General features: G+C 52.5%; 25 protein-coding genes and 1 tRNA gene. 8 read left to right on the top strand and 18 right to left on the bottom strand.

The genetic code is table 11. From position 1 onward, the window contains the following. Window positions 1-124: 124 nt before the first annotated feature. From APU11_RS28345 to APU11_RS26365, 4 genes are all read right to left on the bottom strand, one after another. Window positions 125-409, bottom strand: a complete 285-nt coding sequence (locus APU11_RS28345) for a hypothetical protein (protein WP_131729151.1) — start codon at window positions 407-409, stop codon at window positions 125-127. 420 nt (window positions 410-829) lie between these two features. After that, window positions 830-1,672, bottom strand: coding sequence for a hypothetical protein (locus APU11_RS02395; protein ID WP_057059864.1), 843 nt, complete (start codon window positions 1,670-1,672; stop codon window positions 830-832). A 101-nt stretch (window positions 1,673-1,773) separates the two neighbouring features. After that, window positions 1,774-1,941, bottom strand: a complete 168-nt coding sequence (locus APU11_RS28550; RefSeq protein ID WP_162875872.1) for a hypothetical protein — start codon at window positions 1,939-1,941, stop codon at window positions 1,774-1,776. Window positions 1,942-1,958: 17 nt separating this feature from the next. Further along, entirely contained in the window at window positions 1,959-2,150 is a 192-nt protein-coding gene (locus tag APU11_RS26365) for a hypothetical protein (RefSeq protein WP_072200349.1), read from the bottom strand. Between the two features lie 1,794 nt (window positions 2,151-3,944). Between APU11_RS26365 and APU11_RS02405 the strand changes: the two genes are divergently transcribed. Genes APU11_RS02405 through APU11_RS02410 form a run of 3 tightly spaced genes read left to right on the top strand, consistent with a single transcriptional unit; the run spans window position 3,945 to window position 4,962 of the window. Next, window positions 3,945-4,523, top strand: coding sequence for a tyrosine-type recombinase/integrase (locus APU11_RS02405; protein ID WP_057059868.1), 579 nt, complete (start codon window positions 3,945-3,947; stop codon window positions 4,521-4,523). A 5-nt stretch (window positions 4,524-4,528) separates the two neighbouring features. Further along, on the top strand, window positions 4,529-4,693 hold the full coding sequence (locus APU11_RS28555) for a hypothetical protein (protein WP_162270935.1): 165 nt from the start codon (window positions 4,529-4,531) through the stop codon (window positions 4,691-4,693). Then, window positions 4,690-4,962, top strand: coding sequence for a hypothetical protein (locus APU11_RS02410; protein ID WP_154819299.1), 273 nt, complete (start codon window positions 4,690-4,692; stop codon window positions 4,960-4,962). The genes APU11_RS28555 and APU11_RS02410 overlap by 4 nt, the downstream gene beginning before the upstream one ends. 137 nt (window positions 4,963-5,099) lie before the next feature. Here APU11_RS02410 and APU11_RS02415 read toward each other — a convergent pair whose 3' ends face one another. The 4 genes from APU11_RS02415 to actS all read right to left on the bottom strand — a co-directional run bounded on the left by APU11_RS02415 (window position 5,100) and on the right by actS (window position 7,627). Then, on the bottom strand, window positions 5,100-5,597 hold the full coding sequence (locus APU11_RS02415; protein WP_057059866.1) for a hypothetical protein: 498 nt from the start codon (window positions 5,595-5,597) through the stop codon (window positions 5,100-5,102). Window positions 5,598-5,620: 23 nt separating this feature from the next. Continuing rightward, window positions 5,621-6,187 (bottom strand): hypothetical protein, encoded by a 567-nt coding sequence (locus APU11_RS27605; protein ID WP_080396957.1) that lies wholly within the window; start codon window positions 6,185-6,187, stop codon window positions 5,621-5,623. A 542-nt stretch (window positions 6,188-6,729) separates the two neighbouring features. Further along, window positions 6,730-6,803 (bottom strand) — tRNA-Gly (locus APU11_RS02425). 80 nt (window positions 6,804-6,883) lie between these two features. Beyond that, a complete protein-coding gene (gene actS / locus APU11_RS02430; RefSeq protein WP_013098606.1) occupies window positions 6,884-7,627 on the bottom strand; it encodes an amidase activator ActS in 744 nt (247 codons plus the stop codon). 162 nt (window positions 7,628-7,789) lie between these two features. On the opposite strand from actS, the gene idi reads away from it, so the two are divergent. Then, window positions 7,790-8,332 carry an isopentenyl-diphosphate Delta-isomerase gene (idi, locus tag APU11_RS02435; RefSeq protein WP_013098607.1) on the top strand — a complete coding sequence of 181 codons (543 nt, stop codon included), beginning with the start codon at window positions 7,790-7,792 and terminating at the stop codon, window positions 8,330-8,332. Window positions 8,333-8,379: 47 nt separating this feature from the next. Here idi and lysS read toward each other — a convergent pair whose 3' ends face one another. From lysS to xerD, 5 genes are all read right to left on the bottom strand, one after another. Continuing rightward, window positions 8,380-9,897: a lysine--tRNA ligase gene (gene lysS / locus APU11_RS02440; RefSeq protein ID WP_013098608.1), complete on the bottom strand. Its 1,518-nt coding sequence runs from the start codon at window positions 9,895-9,897 to the stop codon at window positions 8,380-8,382. Window positions 9,898-9,906: 9 nt separating this feature from the next. Further along, window positions 9,907-11,005, bottom strand: a protein-coding gene (prfB, locus tag APU11_RS02445; RefSeq protein ID WP_095908218.1) for a peptide chain release factor 2 whose coding sequence is annotated in 2 segments (ribosomal slippage) — window positions 9,907-10,929 and window positions 10,931-11,005 — 1,098 coding nt in all. Because the reading frame shifts where the segments join, the coding sequence is not laid out codon by codon here. A gap of 90 nt (window positions 11,006-11,095) precedes the next feature. Then, window positions 11,096-12,829 carry a single-stranded-DNA-specific exonuclease RecJ gene (gene recJ, locus APU11_RS02450; protein WP_029883158.1) on the bottom strand — a complete coding sequence of 578 codons (1,734 nt, stop codon included), beginning with the start codon at window positions 12,827-12,829 and terminating at the stop codon, window positions 11,096-11,098. 5 nt (window positions 12,830-12,834) lie between these two features. Then, window positions 12,835-13,548 carry a bifunctional protein-disulfide isomerase/oxidoreductase DsbC gene (dsbC, locus tag APU11_RS02455; RefSeq protein ID WP_013098611.1) on the bottom strand — a complete coding sequence of 238 codons (714 nt, stop codon included), beginning with the start codon at window positions 13,546-13,548 and terminating at the stop codon, window positions 12,835-12,837. Between the two features lie 28 nt (window positions 13,549-13,576). Next, window positions 13,577-14,473 (bottom strand): site-specific tyrosine recombinase XerD, encoded by an 897-nt coding sequence (gene xerD / locus APU11_RS02460; protein WP_013098612.1) that lies wholly within the window; start codon window positions 14,471-14,473, stop codon window positions 13,577-13,579. A 101-nt stretch (window positions 14,474-14,574) separates the two neighbouring features. On the opposite strand from xerD, the gene fldB reads away from it, so the two are divergent. After that, on the top strand, window positions 14,575-15,096 hold the full coding sequence (gene fldB / locus APU11_RS02465; protein ID WP_013098613.1) for a flavodoxin FldB: 522 nt from the start codon (window positions 14,575-14,577) through the stop codon (window positions 15,094-15,096). Window positions 15,097-15,102: 6 nt separating this feature from the next. On the opposite strand, the gene APU11_RS02470 is transcribed toward fldB, so the two are convergent. Together APU11_RS02470 and sdhE are read right to left on the bottom strand one after the other, a co-directional pair. Then, the gene (locus APU11_RS02470) at window positions 15,103-15,516 is read right to left on the bottom strand and encodes a protein YgfX (protein ID WP_023620447.1); all 414 of its coding nucleotides are present in this window, start codon (window positions 15,514-15,516) and stop codon (window positions 15,103-15,105) included. Next, on the bottom strand, window positions 15,497-15,763 hold the full coding sequence (gene sdhE / locus APU11_RS02475; RefSeq protein WP_013098615.1) for an FAD assembly factor SdhE: 267 nt from the start codon (window positions 15,761-15,763) through the stop codon (window positions 15,497-15,499). Before sdhE ends, APU11_RS02470 begins: the two co-directional genes overlap by 20 nt. 294 nt (window positions 15,764-16,057) lie before the next feature. Between sdhE and ygfZ the strand changes: the two genes are divergently transcribed. Continuing rightward, window positions 16,058-17,038 (top strand): tRNA-modifying protein YgfZ, encoded by a 981-nt coding sequence (gene ygfZ / locus APU11_RS02480; RefSeq protein ID WP_023620448.1) that lies wholly within the window; start codon window positions 16,058-16,060, stop codon window positions 17,036-17,038. Between the two features lie 109 nt (window positions 17,039-17,147). On the opposite strand, the gene APU11_RS02485 is transcribed toward ygfZ, so the two are convergent. Continuing rightward, complete coding sequence (locus tag APU11_RS02485) at window positions 17,148-17,807, bottom strand: hemolysin III family protein (RefSeq protein ID WP_003863433.1); 660 nt, start codon at window positions 17,805-17,807, stop codon at window positions 17,148-17,150. Window positions 17,808-18,072: 265 nt separating this feature from the next. Between APU11_RS02485 and APU11_RS02495 the strand changes: the two genes are divergently transcribed. Both APU11_RS02495 and APU11_RS02500 read left to right on the top strand, forming a co-directional pair. Further along, window positions 18,073-18,804 carry a MurR/RpiR family transcriptional regulator gene (locus APU11_RS02495; RefSeq protein ID WP_020687085.1) on the top strand — a complete coding sequence of 244 codons (732 nt, stop codon included), beginning with the start codon at window positions 18,073-18,075 and terminating at the stop codon, window positions 18,802-18,804. Between the two features lie 116 nt (window positions 18,805-18,920). Beyond that, on the top strand, window positions 18,921-20,354 hold the full coding sequence (locus tag APU11_RS02500; protein WP_020687084.1) for a 6-phospho-beta-glucosidase: 1,434 nt from the start codon (window positions 18,921-18,923) through the stop codon (window positions 20,352-20,354). 69 nt (window positions 20,355-20,423) lie between these two features. On the opposite strand, the gene APU11_RS02505 is transcribed toward APU11_RS02500, so the two are convergent. Further along, entirely contained in the window at window positions 20,424-21,167 is a 744-nt protein-coding gene (locus APU11_RS02505; protein ID WP_013098620.1) for an SDR family oxidoreductase, read from the bottom strand. 72 nt (window positions 21,168-21,239) lie between these two features. Next, window positions 21,240-24,113: an aminomethyl-transferring glycine dehydrogenase gene (gene gcvP / locus APU11_RS02510; protein WP_058650433.1), complete on the bottom strand. Its 2,874-nt coding sequence runs from the start codon at window positions 24,111-24,113 to the stop codon at window positions 21,240-21,242. Window positions 24,114-24,139 lie beyond the last annotated feature (26 nt).

Here is a 24,139-nt window from a genome sequence, read left to right on the forward strand (position 1 = left end):
GCCCGCACTCCACGCTGAATTATCAGACACCGTCTGAATTTGCAGCGGGCTGGAGAAAGGGTCATTCTGAGAATGAAGATTCCGACGTTACTAACTGAGTGTTGTATCTAATCGTGGGGGCAGGTCATTCTGCGTATAGCTGCCACTTCTTAAGATTCGATGAATCAACACGGTATTCACGGCGGCGGCGTGGTTTATAGAAGACGTTATCCGAAGATGCTAAAACATCCTGCAATAGTTCAAACTCAGCCCCTACGGGCACCGTTGCAGGGTATTCTATTATTTCGGTGATCCATTCTCCTGGAATAGACTCTCGTGCGAGGTCTTGTAGAGAAGAGGTGTATTTACGTTTGCTGGCGCGTGTTGCTTGTTCTATCCGTTTAATTGGATTTCGTTCTTTTCGTCCCATTCATTCCTCGTAGAGGGGAAACTCCGTGTTTTCTCGTTAATGTCCATACTGCGTAAAATGCAAATAACCAATACATAGCGATGATCATAAAAGTTTCCCATTGATTGTTATTTAGTTTTCGCGTTGTTCATCAGTTGGTTGTAGTGATGAAAGAAACATTGTGGTTAACGTCAAAATCGTAGTGATTGCTGCGCCTGGTGATAGCGATCACTTTGGCATCGCGAAGAAGGGATAGCCAATATCTGATCCCGCTTTCCGAGTATCCCAGGGCAGATGCCAGAGTTTTGACGCTGGAACGGAATGTTCCATTCTCGCGGTGGAGGCTTGCAAGGTGGTTATAGATTCGTCTGCATACTTCGTTGCATCCGAGTTGAAACTTTGTATCTTCGTTCAGTAGATAAAGGTTGGTCATTGTTCCTCTTAGGTTTGTTGTTGTCGTGCGTATGAGTCACGCTTCATTTTCAAGTGTTGAATGGCGTATTCATTGGTTAATGTTCCCTGACTGTCGAACATCGCCAGATAGGGTAGATCAAACTCAGTGAATCCAGTAAACCGATCAGCATCGTTGTAACGTTGCAAATAAAACCAATCTCTGGTTTCATCTCGTGGCTTTCTGAACTCGAATGGGGAAACGATTTGCTGTTTGGTAGGTGCTTTCCTTGCCGCTGGTTTCTTGGTGGGCTTAGGTGTCGGCTTCACTTTTTCCGGCGCTGGCGCTTCCTCTTCCGGCGTATCGTCAAACTCGCACATCGGATCGGCTTCTGGAACAGACTGTTGCTTTTCTTCCTGCACCTCTGGCGCTACGTCTTCTTTAGCGTTGCCAAACACTGGATGTTTTAGACAATCCACCCAGACAGGCTTTTTTGCCGTCCCGGTGTTACGTTCGAGAAGAAATAATTCTGGAGTGAGATCGACAACTGACCATTCATAAGTTTTTCCAAATTTCTTTTTGGTTAGCAGTCCGGCGGCTTCCAGGCTGCCAATTGCACTTCTCACTGTACCAACGTCAGAAACACCGATTGCCGCAGCGATACTTTCGATGGTGTCGTAGTGCTTGCCCTTCGTAAAATATTTCTTATCTTTTGGCGGTTTGGTGAAGTGATAGAATCTCTTTCGCAAGATCATATATGCGAGTTTAGCGTTACCGATTAGCTTTACTGACTCGCCTGTTTTGAGATTTGTAATTCGGGTTGCTGATAATAATGCTTCTTCGATTGAGGCGTATTTGTATACTTTCCCGTCGATAAAGTTGTTCTTTGCCATTGTTGTATGCTCCTGTGTATGCTCAGTAAATTACGAATGCTCTTCATTTGGCTTTCTCCGCTTCTCATTCGTGGATTGTTGTTAATGCTGGAACGTGGTTATTACGCGCCAGCTTTCGAGTATTTGACCGCCAGAGTTTGGCATTCTTCAAGAAGAAGTGCGCTTACGCTCATTTTTCGGCGCTTCGCTTCTTTGTACAGAATCTGGAATGTGGCATCCGGGATCATTAACGATGTGGACGGCGGTAGTTTGGTTTTCTTCTCGATCATTCTGGTTTCCTCCTGGGTTAGCTGGCCACTGGTGTGAAGTTTGGCGTTGCTCGCCATTCGTCAAAGCGTCGGATCGCTTCCTCGAACATCTCCACTCTATCGGGCTGTTCACTCTTACGCGCCCGGACAAGTGAACTGTAGACAAGTGTTCGTGTTGTTCGGCCTGTAATCAAATCTGCGTAGATTTGGTCAACGTTGAAGTAACGCATGTTGTTTGCTCCTGTTTGGTTTTCTCCAGACGCAAAAAAGCCCCCGCACCAAAAACCTGGTGGAGGCTGCAATTCATGCGTATGGAATGTTGTTAGATGGGGATTAGATGATAATGATTATCACCATACTTTTAATAATACACTAAAAGCACACTTGTTGTCAAGTGTTATTTCAACAAGTTCGAAAAAGTCAAGTGCATTACGTGCTTTATACCAAAAAAACAATCCTATCAGTCAAGGTAAATTTGTGATATGATTCATTCCCAAGCAGATCACCTGTGATCACAAACAAAAAACTCCTGTAACGCTCTCTGCGACCTTCTGACGCTTTCAGGCTACCTTTGTATTCCCTACCCTGTTTAAATCGCTCTACGGGCTTCCTGTGAAGCCTGGCGGCATTTAGGCGCACCTCTGGCACTTACCGAAACCAATAGCACAACTACAGAGGGATAACGGTAGTTATCAGGATAGTAGGTGTTGGTATTGGATTGAGGCTGGATGAACCGTAGCACGGTGAAGCCTTAGCCGTGGGCTAACTTCGCATGGATGAAATGCGGAGCATGGAAGACAGGCAGAAGTTATGCCGAAAGACATTGCGCACACGGCGCATAGCTTCTGTGCCTCGTTTCACGAGGGCGAAGCCCTGGCACAATCACAGACAGATGCGCTGATCGCTGCGTCGTGAGCGGAACGGGGGTGTCCGGGAAGCCACCAAACGGCGTACCAGGACATTTCCCCTTGAGTGACGGCGATAGACGCCAGGCAAATGATCTTTGCGACAAGCGCAAAACACAGATCTTTTAGAAATCTCTTTCTTTTGAATCGATTTCTAAAATCTCTTTCTATTGGACGGGTTTTTCCCTGGTATCATTGCCGAATACTCGGGTTTTTCCCGTGTATCCGTTCTGAACAGTCGGGTTTTTCCCGTGTATGCTTCATCCCGCTAATTTCGATAGTCGGGTTTTTCCCGTATGTTCAAAAGTACTGTTTCGTTACTTTACCCAATGATAGATCGTCGCCCTGCTCACTACGAATCGCACATGCAACAATCCTAAGAACAGCCAGAGGAAAATATTAGGTTATCCCTATCAAAACCATACATTATTAACGTCAAAACCTATCTTAAATGACAGGTAAAGAATCGGTGTAGATGTAAGCCAAAGTAGATTGTTCACTTTCATTGTAAGAATGCCCCACTTAGCTAAACCGTTGTGTAGCGTGGGATACGCCGCTGTTTGTCATGAAAAACCACTTTGCACCCGTGCCGGATTCGTTGAACGAGTTTCTCATTTTATTGTTATAAAGTAACAATTCGCTTTTTTTCCATGCTGAAACCCGTCATTTGGTTAGCATTCTAATCGTTTCTTAATGCAATCAATTCAGATGAGAATCATTATCATCTATCGTGCAATTTCGCCCCGCTTCGATACACTTTAGTAAAGTGTATTTTGTAACTATTTGATTTTATTCAATCAGTACACTTTTCCATCACTTCGCCGTGCAAACAGGGGTAACTCCCCGTCATCGAAAATAAATTTCTTGACATAACCACCGTTTCATGAATCATTTATGAAATTACATTTATTGTTATTTTTCAATCAGTTACAGATATTCGGTGCTGACGGACAGCAGAATTGGGGCGGCCTTGATCACGCCGTTAAGCAACTCAAGCAACCGCGCATACCTTTTGATCATTTCGTGCTCTTCATAAACAAACGTATCGTGCAACATCTTGAAAATGATCAATTTATGATCAATGATGTTTTCAACGAAACGAACATGAGGAGGGTAAAGATGAAAGGCATTAGCCAGGCGCTAAAGAGTGCAGATGAAGTTAAGGCAGTGGCGGCAGAGCTACAGCGCAACACCACCACCAACCTGTTTTATTGCTTGTGGGTGTTTATGTATGAATCGGGCTTGCGTATCTCTGACGTCCTCAAACTTAAGTTTGAAGATGTAGAGGGGCAATCTCACCTCAAGGTGAAGCAGGAGAAAACGGGAAACGTAGTAAGGCCAAAGGTGACAGCCGCGATGCTGTCTGTGGTGGCGCAACGCAAGGCAGAGCAAGCGAAGATGCCTGTAGCTACAGATTACATTTTCAGTGCAGCCACATTACGTAGCAGAGGCAACGCCGTAACTCGTAACACGGTATTCACTGAATTTGGGAAGATGGGACGTAGAGCAGGATTCTCTAACGTGGGCTGCCATACACCACGTAAAAGCCGTGGCCGAATTTTATTCGAAAATGGGGTGGCTATAGAGACAATCGCCCATTTCCTGGGTCAGACAGATCCGCGCTCAACCATGTATTACATCGGGTATGGTCAGGATGTGCAGGACGATTTAACAGAGGAGTTTTCGTTAGAATGGTGATCAACATGGAACGCTTACTTGTGCTCTCACTGCTGACGCTGGCACTATTGCCAGCCCTGGCAACTGCTGGACAAATTACGATGACCAATCCACAGGAGGAACAGACAGAGAACGGAAAAACGCTATGCCCGTATGCAAAGACATTCAACACTGAGGATTCAGAAGAGTGAAAAAGGAAGAAGAGCCGATCACCAGCTTTCTATGGTGTGGGGCTACGGTGTGCGTTTATACGCAGGTAGTGAAGTTTGCAGGGACGACGATACAGCGTCACCTGTTACCAACCAATCTTAGAAAAGCTGTAAATGAAGAAGTGGCGAAGGCTGGCAACTTGCCGGAAGACAGCCCCCGCCGTATTCAACAATCCCAACGGAGAGTCAGAGATGCCGAATCAGCACATTATGGCGTTAGCGCTCGCGCTGTGCAACGTAAGCAACGGTAAAACCGTCCGAATTCCTGCCATGACAGGAAGCCAGCTTCATTTGCTTATGATGTGGCTACGGGCTTTACAGGAATGATACGAGGGGGCTGATGCCCCCTTTGTATTTATGGTATTAGGTGCGTTCGTTGCGTAAGGGCTTAAAGATTAGAAGTATCGCTTGCCACCCTACTGTTTGGAATGTAACGAACAACTGTTTGGGCCATGATCCCAGAAATGACCATCTTACTTAACTCAACCGTAGTGTCAGGAAGTTTCCAGGTTGCTTTATCTGAATCTGAAAACTCAGGTTTCCCATACTTCTGAGTTAACAATTGACTCAATGTGCCAAATTGACTCGCAGCGATACCTTCATTTTTTTTCTCATTACTGGCTACATTCGTTTGTACAAGACGATCTGCGCTATTAAAAAGGAATGTGACAGTATAAAGACCGCTACCGATCGATACATTATCAATCCGCACTTTCCCAAAATTATCCTTATACTTCTCTGGTGAGATCAAATGTGCGCCATTGCCCTGAGCCGCAACAACTTCTGACGGATTCATGTCCCATTTAGTATTTCCATAACCAATACCCTTAGCGAATGAGAGCAGAGGTAAAGTTAGAATCACGAAAGCCATTAGTAATTTTTTCATTCCATCCCCACGAATTGAGTTTATTAATTGTGAACCAGTTTACAATTATCCCATTGCTCAGTGCTTCTTGCGATGCGGTCACTAATTGCAAAGTTCATCAGCGACGAATCATAGGCATACACTTTGCTTTTATCATCTGCCATCATCAACTTACCGTTAGTTTTCAGCTTTGGTGAGAGCAGGTATGTACCGTTTAAACGGTTAGCTTTGAAGCTATCGACATACAACGTTACCTCTGCACTACCCAGCACACGTAAAGCACCTATTCTACCATTCTGTACTGCTGCAATAGCGTACTGACAGAGATAGGTTTTCGCAGTTGAAGCTGTGTTTTTTCCCTCAACCTTCGCTGATGGGGAATGTGAAGAGGAGTAAGGGGTTGAACTATGAAAAGAAGATGATGGGTAAGAGTAAGAATAATTTTTATACGCAGAAGAGGTGCTTGATCCAATCCTGCACGTTTTTCCAACCGCAATGCACGAATTACCGCATGGTATACCTTTCTTGCAGTTCTTCGCGTATGTAGAGAACGACAACCCAGCTAATAGAAATGTACCAATGGTTATCTTAACCAACGAAGACCAGCCCATAAACCACCCTTCTTTTAAGATTTTCCCTACATAGTACCATACTTAAATTAAGGGAATAGCAGCCAATAAGCCCGTTGGTGGTAAGACAACGCGCGGAGCCGTTAGGCGACAACATCAGGGTATGTCAGACAGTGAAGTTTATCAGGATGACCATGTACCCGAAGGAGCGAGGCCGAACCGCTGGCAGAGCCTGCATTTCGTGTGCAGGTACGAACACCACCATAAACCTGTTTATTCCCTGCAACGTCATCTCGACGTGTGGCATGTGGGAGCATCGGCAAAAAATGCGCTTCACTGTAAGGTTATGAGAAGTGCGATCCGTCGCTGCCTGGTGTAGGCTTTGCGTTCATTGTTGGACTATCGCGGTAAGAACTTGAAACCACCGCCGACGATTAGCTACACTCTCATTTCACCGAGTAACCATTCGTGACAAGTCTCAAAGTAGTGAACTATGGTAGAACGCCTAAGCATGTTAGTAAGCACTACTGCGTAACATGCTGAAAGAACCGGAGTTTTTCGAACGGTTCCACCTGGGGAGATTCTGGAGCGGGCGAAGGGAATCGAACCCTCGTATAGAGCTTGGGAAGCTCTCGTTCTACCATTGAACTACGCCCGCTTTGAGGTGCGTAAAGCATTATAGACCTTACGCCTCTTCATACAAGCCTCTTCGCAACTAAACGGCGATAAAATAATCACTTAGCACTTCGGCTTGCTGCCCTGTGCCGGAAGATAACGCTGCGGGTCGATGGCGGTGGCCTTATAACGGATCTGGAAGTGCAGCTTCACCGTATCCGTGCCCGTGCTGCCCATGGTGGCGATCTTCTGCCCCGCCTTCACGTTCTGGCCGTTATTAACCAGCATTGTGTCGTTATGCGCATAAGCCGTGATGTAGTCTTCACCATGCTTAATCATGATCAGATTACCGTAACCGCGCAGCTGGTTGCCCACGTACACGACCTTCCCTGCCCCGGAGGCATAAACCGGCGTACCGCGCGCGGCGGCAATATCGATGCCCTTATTGCCGCCTTCAGACAAGGAGTACGGCAGCACAACTTTACCGCTGGCCGGCCAAATCCAGCAGCGCTGTCCGACAGGCGGCCAGGAGGATTGCGGCACCGCATAGGATGGCGTCACTTTGGCGGTTTTGCCTTTCGACGACGATTTTTTGCCCGAGGATGAACCACCATTAACCTTCAGCTTCTGCCCCACTTCGATGGTATATGGCGGAGAGATATTATTCAGACGCGCCAGCTCCTTTACGCTGGTCCCCGTCGCGCGCGAAATCCGGTACAGTGTATCCCCGCGCTTCACGGTATAGACCGCACCGGAATAGCTGCCCATATCCGAAGATTTACTCCCTGAACAGCCTGCCAGTAATAGCGTCAGCATCAGGCAGAACACGGCAGTGATGGGGTTTCTCGTCAGGCTTCCTGCAAACAAAACAGATCCTCGGTCAGCGTGAATGGCGCCCTATAATACCAGCCCAAACAGATATGGGTCAGCCCTTTTCCGCTCTGTGGAACAAACCGTTCGTACCGGAATGCAGTATAATGACATCGCTGGTGGTGCTGAACCATCCGCATGGTTAGCACTGGAGCATCAATGAGTATTCAAGAACACGTTATTTTGGTAAATGACCAGGGAATGGTGATTGGCACTCAGGAAAAATACGCTGCACATACCTCCCATACCCCACTCCATCTGGCGTTCTCTTCCTGGCTCTTTAATGCCAAAGGGGAGTGTCTTATCACCCGTCGCGCATTAAGCAAAAAAGCCTGGCCGGGCGTCTGGACGAACTCAGTCTGCGGCCATCCGCAATCTGGTGAAGCGATTGATCAGGCTATTGTGCGCCGCTGCCGCTATGAAGTGGGAGCCGAAATTACCGGGATCACCCCTGTCGCCGCTGAGTTTCGCTACTGTGAAACCGATCCTTCCGGGATCGTCGAAAATGAGATTTGCCCGGTCTTTGCCGCCAGGATCACGAATGCGCTGACGATCAACAGTGATGAAGTGATGGCATACGAATGGGTTGATCTGGACGCGTTGTTCCAGGCTCTGGATGCCACACCGTGGGCCTTTAGCCCCTGGATGGTGATGGAAGCGACGGCGGCACGCGAAAAACTGCGGGCCTTCGCCGCCAAATAAAAAAGCCCCGGCGATTATCGCACGGGGCTTTTTACGATCTGCAGACGTTATTTAACCGGACGCATCGCCGGGAACAGGATCACGTCGCGGATGGTGTGGCTGTTGGTGAAGAGCATTACCATACGGTCGATACCAATACCCAGACCCGCCGTTGGTGGCAGGCCGTGCTCCAGCGCCGTCACGTAGTCTTCGTCGAAGAACATCGCTTCGTCGTCGCCTGCCGCTTTTGCGTCAACCTGATCCTGGAAGCGCTGCGCCTGATCTTCTGCATCGTTCAGCTCGCTAAAGCCGTTGCCGATTTCACGGCCACCGATGAAGAATTCAAAGCGGTCAGTGATCTCCGGGTTCTCGTCATTACGACGCGCCAGCGGGGACACTTCAGCCGGGTATTCAGTGATGAAGGTCGGCTGAATCAGGTGCGCTTCTGCCACTTCTTCGAAGATCTCGGTCACGATACGGCCCAGACCCCAGCTCTTCTCCACTTTAATACCGATGCTTTCAGCGATCGCTTTTGCAGAATCGAAGTTATCCAGATCCGCCATGTTGGTTTCCGGGCGGTATTTCTTGATGGCTTCGCGCATGGTCAGTTTTTCGAACGGCTTGCCGAAGTCGAACACTTCTTCACCGTAAGGTACCTGCGTTGTGCCCAGAATGTCCTGCGCCAGGGTGCGGAACAGGGATTCGGTCAGCTCGATCAGATCTTTGTAATCTGCATACGCCATATAGAGTTCCATCATGGTGAACTCTGGATTATGACGCACGGAGATGCCTTCGTTACGGAAGTTACGGTTGATTTCGAACACGCGATCGAACCCACCCACCACCAGACGCTTCAGGTACAGTTCCGGCGCGATACGCAGGTACATGTCCAGGTCCAGGGCGTTGTGATGGGTGATGAACGGACGTGCGGAAGCACCGCCTGGGATCACCTGCATCATTGGGGTTTCCACTTCCATAAAGTCGCGGTTAACCATGAACTGGCGGATACCGGCCATGATCTGGGAGCGAATTTTGAAAGTCTTGCGGGACTCATCGTTAGAGATGAGGTCCAGATAACGCTGGCGGTAGCGCGCTTCCTGATCCTGCAGGCCGTGGAATTTGTCCGGCAGCGGGCGCAGGGCTTTGGTCAACAGACGCAGTTCGGTGCAGTGGATAGACAGTTCACCGGTCTTGGTTTTGAACAGTTTACCTTTCGCGCCCAGGATATCGCCCAGGTCCCACTTCTTGAACTGCTCGTTGTAGATGCCTTCTGGCAGATCGTCACGGGAAACGTACAGCTGAATGCGGCCGCCCACATCCTGCAGGGTAACGAAAGAGGCTTTACCCATGATACGACGGGTCATCATACGGCCCGCAACGGCCACTTCGATGTTCAGCGCTTCCAGCTCTTCGTTTTCTTTAGCGTCGAAGTCAGCGTGCAGTTGGTCTGAGGTGTGGTCACGACGAAAATCGTTCGGGAACGGCACGCCCTGCTCGCGCAGCGCTGCCAGCTTCTCGCGGCGGGTTTTCAGTTCGTTGTTAAGATCGACTACCGCGTCAGCGCCCTGTGCTTGTTGTTCAGACATGTTGGTTCCTCATAACCCTGCTTTCAAACTTGCTTCGATAAATTGGTCCAGGCTGCCGTCCAGCACCGCCTGCGTGTTACGGGTTTCAACCCCGGTACGCAGGTCTTTGATGCGGGAGTCATCAAGGACGTAAGAACGGATCTGGCTGCCCCAGCCGATATCAGACTTGTTGTCTTCCATCGCCTGTTTCTCAGCATTTTTCTTCTGCATCTCCAGCTCATAAAGCTTCGCTTTCATCTGCTTCATGGCCTGGTCTTTGTTCTTATGCTGGGAACGGTCGTTCTGGCACTGTGTTACCAGCCCGGTTGGAATGTGGGTAATACGTACCGCCGATTCCGTACGGTTAACGTGCTGTCCGCCCGCGCCAGATGCGCGGTAAACGTCGATACGCAGATCTGCCGGGTTGATTTCGATATCGATATCTTCGTCAACTTCGGGGTAAACAAACGCGGAGCTGAATGAGGTATGACGACGACCACCGGAGTCGAACGGGCTCTTACGTACCAGGCGGTGAACGCCGGTTTCGGTACGCAGCCAGCCGTAGGCGTAGTCACCAATGATCTTGATGGTGACGGACTTAATGCCAGCCACTTCGCCTTCAGACTCTTCGATAATCTCGGTTTTAAAGCCACGCGCTTCAGCCCAGCGCAGATACATGCGCATCAGCATGCTGGCCCAGTCCTGCGCTTCAGTACCGCCAGAACCTGCCTGGATATCGAGATAGCAGTCAGCGCTATCGTATTCGCCGGAGAACATACGACGGAACTCAAGCTGCGCCAGCTTCTCTTCCAGCACGTCGAGCTCTGCCACGGCTTCGTTAAAGGTTTCTTCGTCGTCGGCTTCTACAGCCAGCTCCAGCAAACCGGAAACGTCTTCCAGCCCCTGAGCCATTTGATCCAGCGTATCTACGATAGCTTCGAGAGAGGAACGCTCTTTACCCAGCGCCTGCGCGCGTTCAGGCTCGTTCCAGACGTCCGGCTGTTCCAGCTCGGCGTTTACTTCTTCAAGACGCTCTTTCTTGGCATCGTAGTCAAAGATACCCCCTAAGAACGTCAGAGCGCTCCGTGAGGTCCTGAATACGGTTTTTTACCGGATTAATTTCAAACATGGTCTGTTTTCTTTTATGGACTTGTCAAAATGCGGTGATAAGAGCTGGATTGTACCGAATCCACGCCCTTTTTTATAGAGATTACTGCCGCTAAATTGGCCAGATATTGTCGATGATGATTTGAAGGGAGCGGTTACCGCGAAACTCGTTGATATCCAGTTTGTAGGCCAGTTCGACCTCGCGTACGCCATTGTCCGGCCAGACAGCGGTATCGACGTTAAAGGCAATACCATCCAACAGCGGGCCGCCGCCCACCGGTTCCACCATCACTTTCAAGTGACGTTCGCCCACGATGCGCTGTTGCAGCAGACGGAAGCGGCCATCGAACAGTGGCTCCGGGAACATCTGCCCCCACGGGCCTGCATCGCGTAGCATTTGCGCCACTTCCATGGTCATCTCCATCGGTGCGAGCTCACCGTCGGAAATCACTTCACCCTGCAGCAGAGCGGGGTCGATCCAGTCAGTCACCAGTTCGCCAAACAGACGCTGAAACTCGTCGAATTTCGCCTCTTCCAGCGACAAGCCTGCCGCCATCGCGTGACCACCGAATTTGAGCATCAGGCCCGGGTAGAGCGTATCCAGACGCTCCAGCGCATCGCGCATGTGCAGCCCCTGAATCGAACGACCGGAGCCCTTCAGCGTGCCATCGCCTGCGGGCGCAAATGCAATCACCGGACGGTGGAAACGTTCTTTAATGCGCGACGCCAGAATGCCCACCACCCCCTGATGCCATTCAGGGTGGTACATCGCCAGCCCGCCCGGCAATGTTTCACCGCTGCGTTCAAGCTTTTCACACAGGGTTAGTGCTTCAGCCTGCATTCCCTGTTCGATCTCTTTGCGGGTCTGGTTCAGCGCATCCAGTTCATTCGCCAGCACGCGCGCTTCACCAATGTTATCGCACAGCAGCAGCGCGACGCCGACGGACATATCGTCCAGCCTGCCAGCCGCATTCAGGCGCGGGCCGAGGGCAAAGCCCAAATCGCTGGCGGCGAGCTTGAGCGGATCGCGGTTCGCAATCTCCAGCAGCGCCTTAATACCCGGACGACACTTGCCCGCACGAATGCGGCTTAACCCTTGCCAGGTGAGGATACGGTTATTGGTATCGAGCGGTACCACGTCCGCCACGGTGCCGAGCGCAACAAGATCGAGATACTCGGCAAGATTGGGCACGGCGATCCCGCGGGACTCGAACCAGCCTTTATCCCGCAGCAGAGTACGCAGCGCCAGCATCAGATAAAACGCCACCCCCACGCCCGCCAGTGATTTCGATGGGAAATCGCAGTCGCGCAGGTTCGGGTTAATAATGGCCTCAGCGGCCGGCAGCGTTTCACCCGGCAGGTGGTGATCGGTAACCAGCACCGGGATCCCCAACTGATGCGCGTGATCGACACCCGCATGGGAGGAGATCCCGTTATCTACAGTCAGGATCATCTGCGCGCCGCGGGCATGTGCCTGATCGACCACTTCCGGGCTAAGGCCATAACCATCTTCAAAGCGGTTAGGCACCAGATAGGTGACGTTTTCGCAGCCCAGCGCGCGCAGGCTGAGCACGCTCAGCGCGGTGCTGGTGGCGCCGTCGGCATCGAAATCCCCCACCACCACAATGCGCGTGCCTTCACGAAGCGCGTTGTAGAGCATTTCAGTGGCTTTTTCGATGCCGTTCAGCTGCTGCCAGGGCAGCATCCCTTTGACGCTGCGCTCAAGATCGCCTGCACTCCGCACGCCGCGGCTGGCGTAGAGCCGCTTTAACAGCGGCGGAAGATCGGCTGGCAAATCAACCTGTTCAACCGCGTCGCGGCGGCGCAATTTTATTGGGGCTTTCACGCGGATTATTTACCACCAAACTGTTTCTGGTGCGCGTCGAGGAACTCTTTCATCTCTTTTGGCCCCTGATAGCCCGGGACAACGTAGCCGTTGCTTAAGACAATGGCTGGCGTACCGGTCACGCCAAACTGCACGCCCAGCGCGTAGTGGTTGGCAATATCAATATCACAGGAAGCCGGCTGCACACCCTTACCGTTCATCGCGTCATCAAACGCTTTGTTACGATCTTTTGCACACCAGATGGCCTTCATATCCTGCTCAGGCTGGCTCTGCACACCCGCGCGAGGGAAAGCCAGGTAACGCACGGTAATACCCAGTGCGTTGTAATCTTTCATCTCTTCATGCAGCTTGTGGCAGTAGCCACAGGTGATGTCGGTAAAGACGGTTATAACGTGTTTTTCCTGCGCCGCCTTATAAACGATCATCTCTTTTTCGAGCGCATTCAGGTTTTTCATCAGCAGCTGGTTGGTCACGTTCACCGGCTGCGCGCCGCTTACGTCGTACATCGGCCCCTGAATAATGTGTTTGCCATCTTCGGTCACGTACAGCACGCCGCTGTTGGTTAAAACGGTTTTCATCCCCGCCACCGGCGCAGGCTGAATATCGCTGCTGGTCACGCCGAGTTTCGTCAGCGACTGTTTGATAGCGGCGTCATCCGCGTGGGCAAAACCGGTAAAAGAGGCTGCCAGCAGGGTGAACAGCGCAAAAGACTTTTTCATATAAGATCCTGTAACAATTCGTCGGCACTCACGCGCGAGGGTGGTGCTGTTGGTGTAGCTGCCGCAGTCGTTCCGTCGCGACATGGGTGTAAATTTGCGTCGTGGAAAGATCGCTGTGTCCCAGCAGCATCTGCACCACGCGCAGATCGGCGCCGTGGTTCAGCAGATGTGTCGCAAAGGCATGCCGCAACACGTGCGGCGACAGCTTTTCACTGTCAATGCCCGCCAGTGTGGCGTAATGCTTGATGCGATGCCAGAACGTTTGCCGCGTCATCTGCTGCGCACGCTGGCTGGGGAACAAGACATCGATAGAAACGCCGTTCAGCAACCACGGACGACCGTGCTCCAGATACGTTTCCAGCCAGTACACCGCCTCTTCTCCCAGCGGGACCAGCCGTTCCTTGTTCCCTTTACCGATCACACGAACCACGCCCTGACGCAAGCTGATATCGCTCATCGTCAGGCCAACCAGTTCCGAAACGCGCAAGCCGGTAGCATACAATAGCTCAAGCATGGCTTTATCGCGTAACTCCAGCGGCAGGTCAACAGCCGGTGATTGTAATAATCTCTCAACTTGTGCTTCGCTGAGATCTTTCGGTAGCCGCTGCGGGAGTTTAGGCGATGCCAGGAGGGCGCTGGGATCGTCCGCGCGAATTTTCTCACGGTAGAGATGCTGGAACAGTCGACGCATTGCACTGAGCAGACGCGCGGAGCTGGTGGCTTTGTAGCCCCCCTCCATACGCTCGCCCAGCAGCGCCTGCAGGTCGTCGCTTTGTGCGCTCTCCAGCGACAGTCCCCGGTGTGCCAGCCACTCCACCAGCATGGTGAGGTCCCGCCGATAGGCGCTCAGCGTATTTTGGGCCAGGTTTTTCTCCAGCCACAGCGCGTCGAGAAACTGTTCGATGAGTGCGAGATCCTTTTCCACATCAGCCCCTTTGATTCTGCAATCCGGGCATTATGCCTGATTGCGAGCGGTTTCTGGTACACTACGCGCAAAGTCATAGCAAGAATTGAGATAGATACGCGATGAATATTGGTCTGTTTTATGGTTCCAGCACCTGCTACACCGAAATGGCGGCAGAGAAAATTCGCGACATCATTGGCCCGGAACTGGTGACGTTGCATAACCTGAAGGACGATGCGCTCACGCTGATGGAGCAGTACGACGTATTGATCCTCGGCATCCCGACCTGGGATTTCGGTGAGATACAGGAAGACTGGGAAGCCATCTGGGATCAGCTCGATACGCTCAACCTCGACGGCAAAATCATTGCCATGTACGGTATGGGCGACCAGTTCGGTTACGGGGAATGGTTCCTGGATGCTCTCGGCATGCTGCACGATAAGCTGGCACCGAAGGGCGTCACGTTTATCGGCTACTGGCCAACGGAAGGTTACGAATTCACCAGTAAAAAACCGATTATCGCAGACGGCCAGCTGTTTGTCGGGCTCGCGCTGGATGAAACCAACCAGTACGATCTGAGCGACGAGCGTCTGCAAACCTGGTGCGAACAGATTCTGGGCGAAATGGCCGAGAAGTTCAGTTAACGCGTATTATTCCTGCGTCGGTTGCTGCTGCAGTAGCATCCGGCGCAGTTCCCGCCACTCCGCAATATCCATACTGTCGGCGGCCAGCCACAGATGCTGGCACTTACCGCCGCCCACCTGGCGTAACCGTAGCATCATGCCGGAACTGAGCATCCAGGGCATACCGAGGATATCCCACTCTTTACCCTGCCAGCGCAGGCGGGAGTCCATCAGTAATTTGATCTCACCCTGGCGGGCATTGATCCGGCGCTGGCTGCGCACGCTGTCAAAAACGACGAACGACAGCAACAACAGCCACAGCGGCGTATAGCTAAGCGGCCACGGCATCAGTAAAACAAATGCCGCGACCAGGCCGTGGAGCAATAACGACATCCACTGCGAGCGCCACGAGACGCGAAGATCAGATTGCCACAGGACCACGTTCCCGATTCCGTGTTTGAATTAATTGCACCATCCGTTGCAACTCGGTGTCGGCGGGCTTGCCGTGGTTCATCAGCCAGTTGAATAAATCGGGATCGTCAGACTCAAGCAGGCGAACAAACAGACGCTTATCCTCATCGCTTAAGCTGTCATACTCATATTCGAAGAAAGGCATGATGGAGATATCAAGTTCACGCATGCCGCGTCGGCATGCCCAGTGAATACGGGCCTTGTTGTTAATATCCATGTTCTGTTTCCTGCATTACGTTTGGCACAGTCGGTACCCCGTTCAGTCTTCTTTATTTCTCTGCGGGGACACTCGCTAGTGTAACGTGTTTTTGACCGTTTCTTTACTGGAATATTGCGAAGCTGAAGTGGGCTTCCAGAATAACCCCTATAAAGACAGCGGATTACACTATTTTGCGTGGCGCTACGCATTGCTGCGTTATGGCACGAATGGCCTGCTGAAAGCGCTTGCAATGGCTGTAGTCTCTTTTACCATTAGGCATTATCAAAGCGTTAAGCAATTCAGGATACCGTTATGGCATTTACACCATTTTCTCCTCGCCAGCCCGCCGCCTCTGCGCGTCTGCCGCTGACGCTTATTTCTCTTGATGACTGGGCACTGGCCACACTCGTTGGTGCCGACGCCGAAAAATACCTTCAGGGCCAGGTCACGGCAGACGTGAGCCAGATGACCGAACATCAGCACCTGCTGGCTGCGCATTGCGATCCAAAAGGCAAAATGTGGAGCAACCTGCGTCTGTTCCGCCGTCAGGATGGCTTTGCCTTTATTGAGCGCCGCAGCCTGCGTGATGACCAGCTTAAAGAGCTAAAAAAATACGCGGTCTTTTCCAAAGTCACCATTGCGCCAGATGACGAGCACGTGCTGCTGGGCGTGGCCGGTTTCCAGGCGCGTGCCGCGCTGAAAAACCTGTTCAACGAACTGCCGGATGCAGAAAAACAGCTGGTTAGCGAAGGTGAGACCTCCATCCTGTGGTTTGAACACCCTGCAGAGCGTTTCCTGCTGGTGACCGACGCCGCGACCGCCGAGCGCGTTACTGAGGCCCTGCGCGGTGAAGCCCAGTTCAATAACAGCCAGCAGTGGCTGGCACTGAACATTGAAGCGGGTCTGCCGGTGATTGACGCGGCCAACAGCGCGCAGTTTATTCCGCAGGCGACCAACCTGCAGGCGCTGGGCGGCATCAGCTTTAAAAAAGGCTGTTACACCGGCCAGGAGATGGTCGCGCGGGCAAAATTCCGCGGCGCGAATAAGCGCGCGCTGTGGACACTGGCGGGTCACGCCAGCCGTGTACCGGAAGCGGGTGAAGATTTAGAACTGAAGATGGGTGAAAACTGGCGCCGTACCGGCACCGTGTTAGCCGCCGTTCAGCTGGATGATGGCCGTCTGCTGGTGCAGGCGGTGATGAACAACGACATGGAAGCCGACAGCGTGTTCCGCGTGCGTGATGATGCCAATACCTTGAGTATTGAGCCGCTGCCGTATTCACTGGAAGAGTGATGCTGTATCGCCCGGTGGCGCTGCGCTTACCGGGCCTACGGTTTTGGTGTTCTCCCTCTCCCTGTGGAAGAGGGTTAGGGTGAGGGCAACAGGCCGCAAGATGTAAAAACTACACCTGCCCCACATACAAATAAATTGCCAGGAAGTGACACACGCTGCCCCCAAGTACAAAGCCGTGCCAGATGGCATGGTTATAAGGGATGCGCTTGCAGACATAGAAAATGACGCCCAACGAGTAGACCACGCCGCCTACGGCAAGCAAGGTCACGCCCCCTACCGCCAGCTTAATCGCCAGCTGATAAACCACTATCAGCGACAGCCAGCCCATCGTCAGGTAGGTCACCAGCGACAGCACCTTAAACCGGTGCGCAATGGTCAGCTTAAAGAGGATCCCCAGCAGTGCCAGGCTCCAGATCACAATCATCAGGCCACGCGACAGCGGTGAGTTCAACCCCACCAGCAGGAATGGCGTGTAGGTGCCTGCAATAAGAAGATAGATAGCGCAGTGGTCAAATTTTTTGAGCCATATCTTTGCCCGCTGATGCGGAATGGCGTGATACAGCGTCGACGCCAGAAACAGCAGGATCATACTCCCGCCATACAGGCTGTAGCTGGTAATGGCCATGGCACTGGCGTTGGTGTCCACCGCCTGCACCAGTAATAACACTAAACCGACAATCCCAAACACCAGGCCAATGCCGTGGCTGATGCTGTTGGCTACTTCCTCAGCCAGTGAATATCCCTGTGCGATTAATGGTCTGCTCACCATACAAAACTCCGGGAAAACGAAAGATGATTATTCATCGCATGACTATGCTAACTGAGAATGATTCCAGTGAACACCTGTTAGCTAAAATAATTTCAATCCATAATTTATATATAAAAATCATATATATAAAAAACAGTTTCACCTTACATTTGTTCACATTAAAATTTAATCATTATGAATCAAAGGCATAAAAATGGATCCTGCCCTGTGGCTGCATGTTATGATGGGCCAATGAGGTCTGAATGAGAGTTATGCCACTGTGAGTATGTTCACCCACGCCGCCATTGCCAGTCTCAATAATCTGGAGATGATGGTCTACAACTATGTCATCAAAAATCGTGACAAAGTGATGTACATGACTATCCGCGAACTGGCGGACGCGGCGGGTGTCTCCACCACCACTATCCTGCGCTTTTGCCGCAAACTCAACTGCGAAGGCTACTCTGAATTCCGCGTACGCTTTAAGCTCTACCTGGAGCAGAACGAACCTCAGCAGATAAATTTTGGTGCCAGTGAAATTATCAGCTTCTTTAAAAGCGTTAATAATGAAGAGTTCGATACATTATTAGATGAAGCGGTGGAGATAATATTATCGTCCGAGCGAATTATCTTTGTCGGCGCAGGGACCTCAGGCTCGCTGGCAAAATATGGTGCACGCTTCTTTTCTAATATCGGTAAATTCAGCAACCATATCGACGATCCTTATTTCCCGGTGACCAATGATATGGCCAAAAATGCGCTGGCGATTGTACTGTCGGTATCCGGTGAAACGGAAGAGATCCTGCGCTTCGCCAGCCAGTTCAGCCTGCATCACTGCAAGGTACTTTCCATTACCAGCCATGAGCACTCGCGGCTGGCAAAACTGGCCGATTTTAATCTCTCCTGGCATGTTCCACAGACGCGTATTGCAGGCGTGTATGATATCACCACCCAAATCCCCGTTATTTATATTCTGGAGTCGCTCGGGCGTAAACTGGCGAAGAAATTAACAGAATAAAACATCCTGTTTTTTGCATGTAACAAATTACAATTCAGGCAAATTGTTATATCGTGACATTTAATGTCGCTTTGCTAGACTCGATTCCAATAAGTCATGAATTGAGAATAGCAACGATGAAAAAATTAACCTTACCAAAAGATTTTTTATGGGGCGGCGCGGTTGCTGCTCACCAGGTGGAAGGCGGCTGGAACAAAGGCGGCAAAGGGCCGAGCATCTGTGACGTGCTGACCGGTGGCGCGCATGGCGTTCCCCGTGAAATCACCCAGGAAGTGGTACCGGGTAAATACTACCCAAACCACGAGGCCATCGACTTCCACGGCCACTACAAAGAAGACATCAAGCTGTTTGCCGAGATGGGCTTCAAATGTTTCCGCACCTCTATCGCCTGGACGCGCATCTTCCCGAAAGGTGACGAAACGCAGCCCAATGAAGAAGGGCTGAAGTTTTACGACGATCTGTTCGATGAGTTGCTAAAGTACAACATCGAGCCGGTGATCACCCTCTCCCACTTCGAAATGCCGCTGCACCTGGTGCAGGAATATGGCGCCTGGACCAACCGTAAAGTGGTCGATTTCTTTGTCCGTTTCGCGGAAGTGGTCTTCGAGCGTTACAAAAACAAGGTCAAATACTGGATGACCTTCAACGAAATCAACAACCAGCGTAACTGGCGTGCCCCGCTGTTCGGTTACTGCTGCTCCGGTGTGGTCTATACCGAGCACGACAACCCGGAAGAGACCATGTACCAGGTGCTGCATCATCAGTTTGTGGCAAGCGCCCTGGCAGTGAAAGCTGCGCGTCGTATTAACCCGGAAATGAAGGTCGGTTGTATGCTGGCTATGGTGGCGCTCTATCCGTTCTCCTGTAAACCGGAGGACGTGATGTTTGCCCAGGAATCCATGCGTGAACGCTATGTCTTTACCGACGTTCAGCTGCGCGGTTATTATCCGTCTTATGTACTGAATGAGTGGGAGCGCCGTGGTTTTACCATTAACATGGAGCCGGGTGATGAGCAGATCCTGCGTGAAGGTACCTGCGACTACTTAGGTTTCAGCTATTACATGACTAACGCCGTCAAAGCAGAAGGCGGTACCGGCGATGCAATTTCAGGCTTTGAAGGCAGCGTGCCCAACCCGCATGTGAAAGCCTCTGACTGGGGCTGGCAGATTGACCCTGTGGGTCTGCGCTACTCTCTGTGTGAGCTATACGAGCGTTATCAGAAACCGCTGTTTATCGTCGAGAACGGTTTTGGCGCCTACGATAAAGTGGAAGAAGATGGCAGCATTAACGACGACTACCGCATCGACTATCTGCGCGCTCACGTGGAAGAGATGATCAAAGCCGTAACGCACGATGGCGTGGACCTGATGGGTTATACGCCGTGGGGCTGTATCGACTGCGTGTCGTTCACCACCGGCCAGTACAGCAAGCGCTATGGTTTTATCTACGTGAACAAGCACGACGACGGCACGGGCGACATGTCGCGCTCCCGTAAGAAAAGCTTCGAGTGGTATAAAGGTGTGATTGCCAGTAACGGTGAGACGCTTTAACTCTGTAACGCCGGGCGGCGCTACGCTTGCTCCCCTCTCCCTTTTGGGGAGAGGGTTAGGGTGAGGGGTTTACTTCCCGCCCGCTAACTCAATAAAACTGCCCGTCACGTACGACGCTTTCTCGCTCAGCAGCCAGACAATCGCCTGGGCTACCTCTTCAGGCTGGCCGCCGCGCTGCATCGGCAGCAACGACTTAACGCGATCCACACGTCCCGGCTCTCCACCGTCGGCATGGATGTCGGTATAGATAAGCCCAGGGCGCACGCAGTTAACGCGGATACCTTGCGCCGCCACTTCCAGCGCTAACCCGGTTGTCAGTGAATCCACCGCCCCTTTGGACGCCGCGTAATCCACATACTCACCCGGTGCGCCCAGTCGTGACGCCGCGGAGGAGACATTCACAATCGCCCCACCTTTGCCGCCATGTTTGTGCGACATACGCTTTACCGCTTCACGGCAGCAAAGGAAATATCCCGTGACGTTAGTTGCCAGCACGCGATTAATGCGTTCAGCCGAAAGATTTTCGATGGTGGATTGCTCAAACAGGATCCCGGCGTTATTCACCAGCGCGGTTAGCGGCTCAGCTTCTCGGTCAAGACTGTCGAACATCGCCAGTACCTGCGCTTCATCGCTAATATCTGCGCGCAGGGCAAAGGCTTTACCGCCCGCCCCGACGATCTGGTTGATAACGTCCGTCGCAGCCTTGATATTGTGGTGATAATTCACCGCCACGGTGTAGCCTTCGTTTGCCAGCTGCAGCGCGGTGGCTTTACCGATACCGCGGCTGGCGCCTGTTACAAGTGCAATACCCATTCTTTTCTCCCAATAAAAAAGCCGGGTATGGCGGCTTCGCCATACCCGGCCTACGTTACTACATCAACACGATTACTGGTATTCGCTCATTGGTACGCAGGAGCAGAACAAATTACGGTCACCGTAGACGTCATCAAGACGTTTCACGGTTGGCCAGTATTTGTTTGCCACACCGGCCGGGAAGACCGCCAGTTCACGGCTGTAACCGTGATTCCACTCCGCCACCATTTCATGCTGCGTGTGCGGCGCATTGACCAGCGGGTTGTCTTCCAGCGTCCATTCGCCGTCCTGCACGCGGTCGATCTCCATGCGGATGGCCAGCATCGCATCAATAAAGCGGTCCAGCTCGGCTTTGCTCTCGGACTCCGTTGGCTCCACCATCAGCGTACCCGCAACCGGGAACGACATGGTTGGCGCATGGAATCCATAGTCGATAAGACGTTTGGCAATATCCAGCTCGCTAATGCCGGTCTGCTCTTTCAGCGGACGAATATCCAGAATGCACTCGTGCGCCACGCGGCCATCACGACCGGTGTAGAGCACCGGGTAGGCCGACTTGAGGCGGGTCGCGATGTAGTTAGCGTTCAGGATCGCCACCTGGCTTGCCTTTTTCAGCCCTTCCGCGCCCATCATGCGGATGTACATCCAGCTGATTGGCAGGATAGAGGCGCTACCAAACGGTGCCGCTGACACCGCGCCCTGACGGGTCAGCATCCCTTCGATCTGCACCACGCTATGGCCTGGAACAAACGGTGCCAGGTGCGCTTTCACGCCGATTGGCCCCATACCCGGGCCGCCACCGCCGTGCGGAATGCAGAAGGTTTTATGCAGGTTCAGGTGCGAAACGTCCGCGCCGATGAAGCCCGGCGAGGTGATGCCCACCTGCGCATTCATGTTCGCACCGTCGAGATAGACCTGGCCGCCAAACTGATGCACCACTTCACACACTTCACGGATGGTCTCTTCGTACACGCCGTGAGTCGACGGGTAGGTCACCATGATGCAGGAGAGCTTATCGCCCGCCTGTTCGGCTTTCGCACGCAGGTCAGCGAGGTCAATGTTGCCGTTCTTATCGCACGCCACCACGACCACTTCCATCCCCGCCATCTGGGCGGAGGCCGGGTTGGTGCCGTGGGCAGAGCTTGGGATCAGGCAGATATCACGGTGGCCTTCGTTACGGCTCTCGTGATAGTGGCGGATCGCCAGCAGACCGGCGTACTCACCCTGCGCACCTGAGTTGGGCTGCATGCAGAGCGCATCGTAACCTGTAAGTTTCACCAGCCAGTCGGAGAGCTGGTTGATCATCAGGTGATACCCTTCCGCCTGATCGGCCGGGCAGAACGGGTGCAGCTCGGCAAACTCAGGCCAGGTGATAGGGATCATCTCCGCCGCCGCGTTCAGCTTCATGGTGCAGGAACCCAGCGGGATCATCGCCTGGTTCAGCGCCAGATCCTTGCGCTCCAGAGAATGCATGTAACGCATCATCTCGGTTTCGCTGTGGTAGCGGTTAAAGACCGGGTGCGTCAGGATCGCATCGTTACGCAGCATGCTTTCCTGAATTGAGCGGCTGTCGAGCGCGACCTCTTTGTCCAGCGTATCAATATCCAGACCGTGCGCGTCGCCCAGCAACACGTTAAACAGGTTGACGATATCTACACGGGTGGTGGATTCATCGAGGGTGATGCCGACCGCGTTATGGATGTCGCTGCGCAGGTTGATTTGCGCCGCATCAGCACGCGCCAGCACCGCCGCTTTGTCCGCCACTTCAACGCACAGGGTGTCGAAGTAGTGAGCGTGACGCAGTTTGAGGCCTTTCTGCTGCAGACCGCAGGCCAGAATATCGGCCAGACGGTGAATGCGGCTGGCGATGCGTTTCAGGCCAACCGGACCATGGAACACCGCATACAGGCTGGCAATGTTAGCCAGCAGAACCTGCGAGGTACAAATGTTGGAGTTCGCTTTCTCGCGGCGGATATGCTGCTCACGCGTCTGCATCGCCATGCGCAGCGCAGTGTTACCGGCAGCGTCTTTTGACACACCGATAATACGGCCAGGCATGGAGCGTTTGAATTCATCTTTTGCCGCAAAGAATGCCGCGTGCGGGCCGCCGTAACCCATCGGCACGCCGAAGCGCTGCGCAGAGCCGAAGACGATATCCGCACCCTGTTTGCCAGGCGCCGTCAACAGTACCAGTGCCATAAAATCAGCGGCGACGCTGACAACGACTTTGCGGGATTTGAGTTCGGTCATCAGCGCGCTGTAGTCATGCACTTCGCCGGTGGTGCCCACCTGCTGTAGCAGCACGCCAAAGACATCCTGGTGATCCAGTACTTTGTCGGCATCGTCGACAATCACGTCGAAGCCAAAGGTTTCCGCACGAGTGCGTACCACGTCCAGCGTCTGCGGATGAACATCCGCCGCCACGAAGAAGCGGTTGGCGTTTTTCAGCTTGCTCACGCGTTTCGCCATTGCCATGGCTTCTGCCGCGGCGGTCGCTTCATCCAGCAGAGACGCAGAGGCGATGTCGAGACCGGTCAGATCCAGGGTCACCTGCTGGAAGTTCAACAGCGCTTCCAGACGGCCCTGGGACACTTCCGGCTGATAGGGGGTATACGCGGTATACCAGCCCGGGTTTTCCAGCATGTTGCGCAGGATCACCGGCGGTAACTGCACGTTGGTATAACCCATGCCAATGTAAGACTTATAGCGCTTGTTAAGGGCTGCAATGGCCTTTAATTCTGCCAGCGCAGCAAATTCAGTCGTCGCCTCGCCCACCTGTGGTGGCGTGGCAAGCTGGATGTCTTTTGGCACGATCTGGCCGATCAGTGCGTCTAATGAATCCGCGCCAACTGTCTTCAGCATCTCCTGCTGTTGCTGAGCATCCGGCCCTATGTGACGTTCAATGAAGGCGCCACGGTTTTCAAGCTGGCTTAAAGTCTGTGTCATGAGCGATGGTTCCTGAAACGTGCAGT

The sequence above is a fragment of the Enterobacter sp. 50793107 genome, from assembly GCF_001463365.1.
GTDB lineage: Bacteria > Pseudomonadota > Gammaproteobacteria > Enterobacterales > Enterobacteriaceae > Enterobacter > Enterobacter cloacae.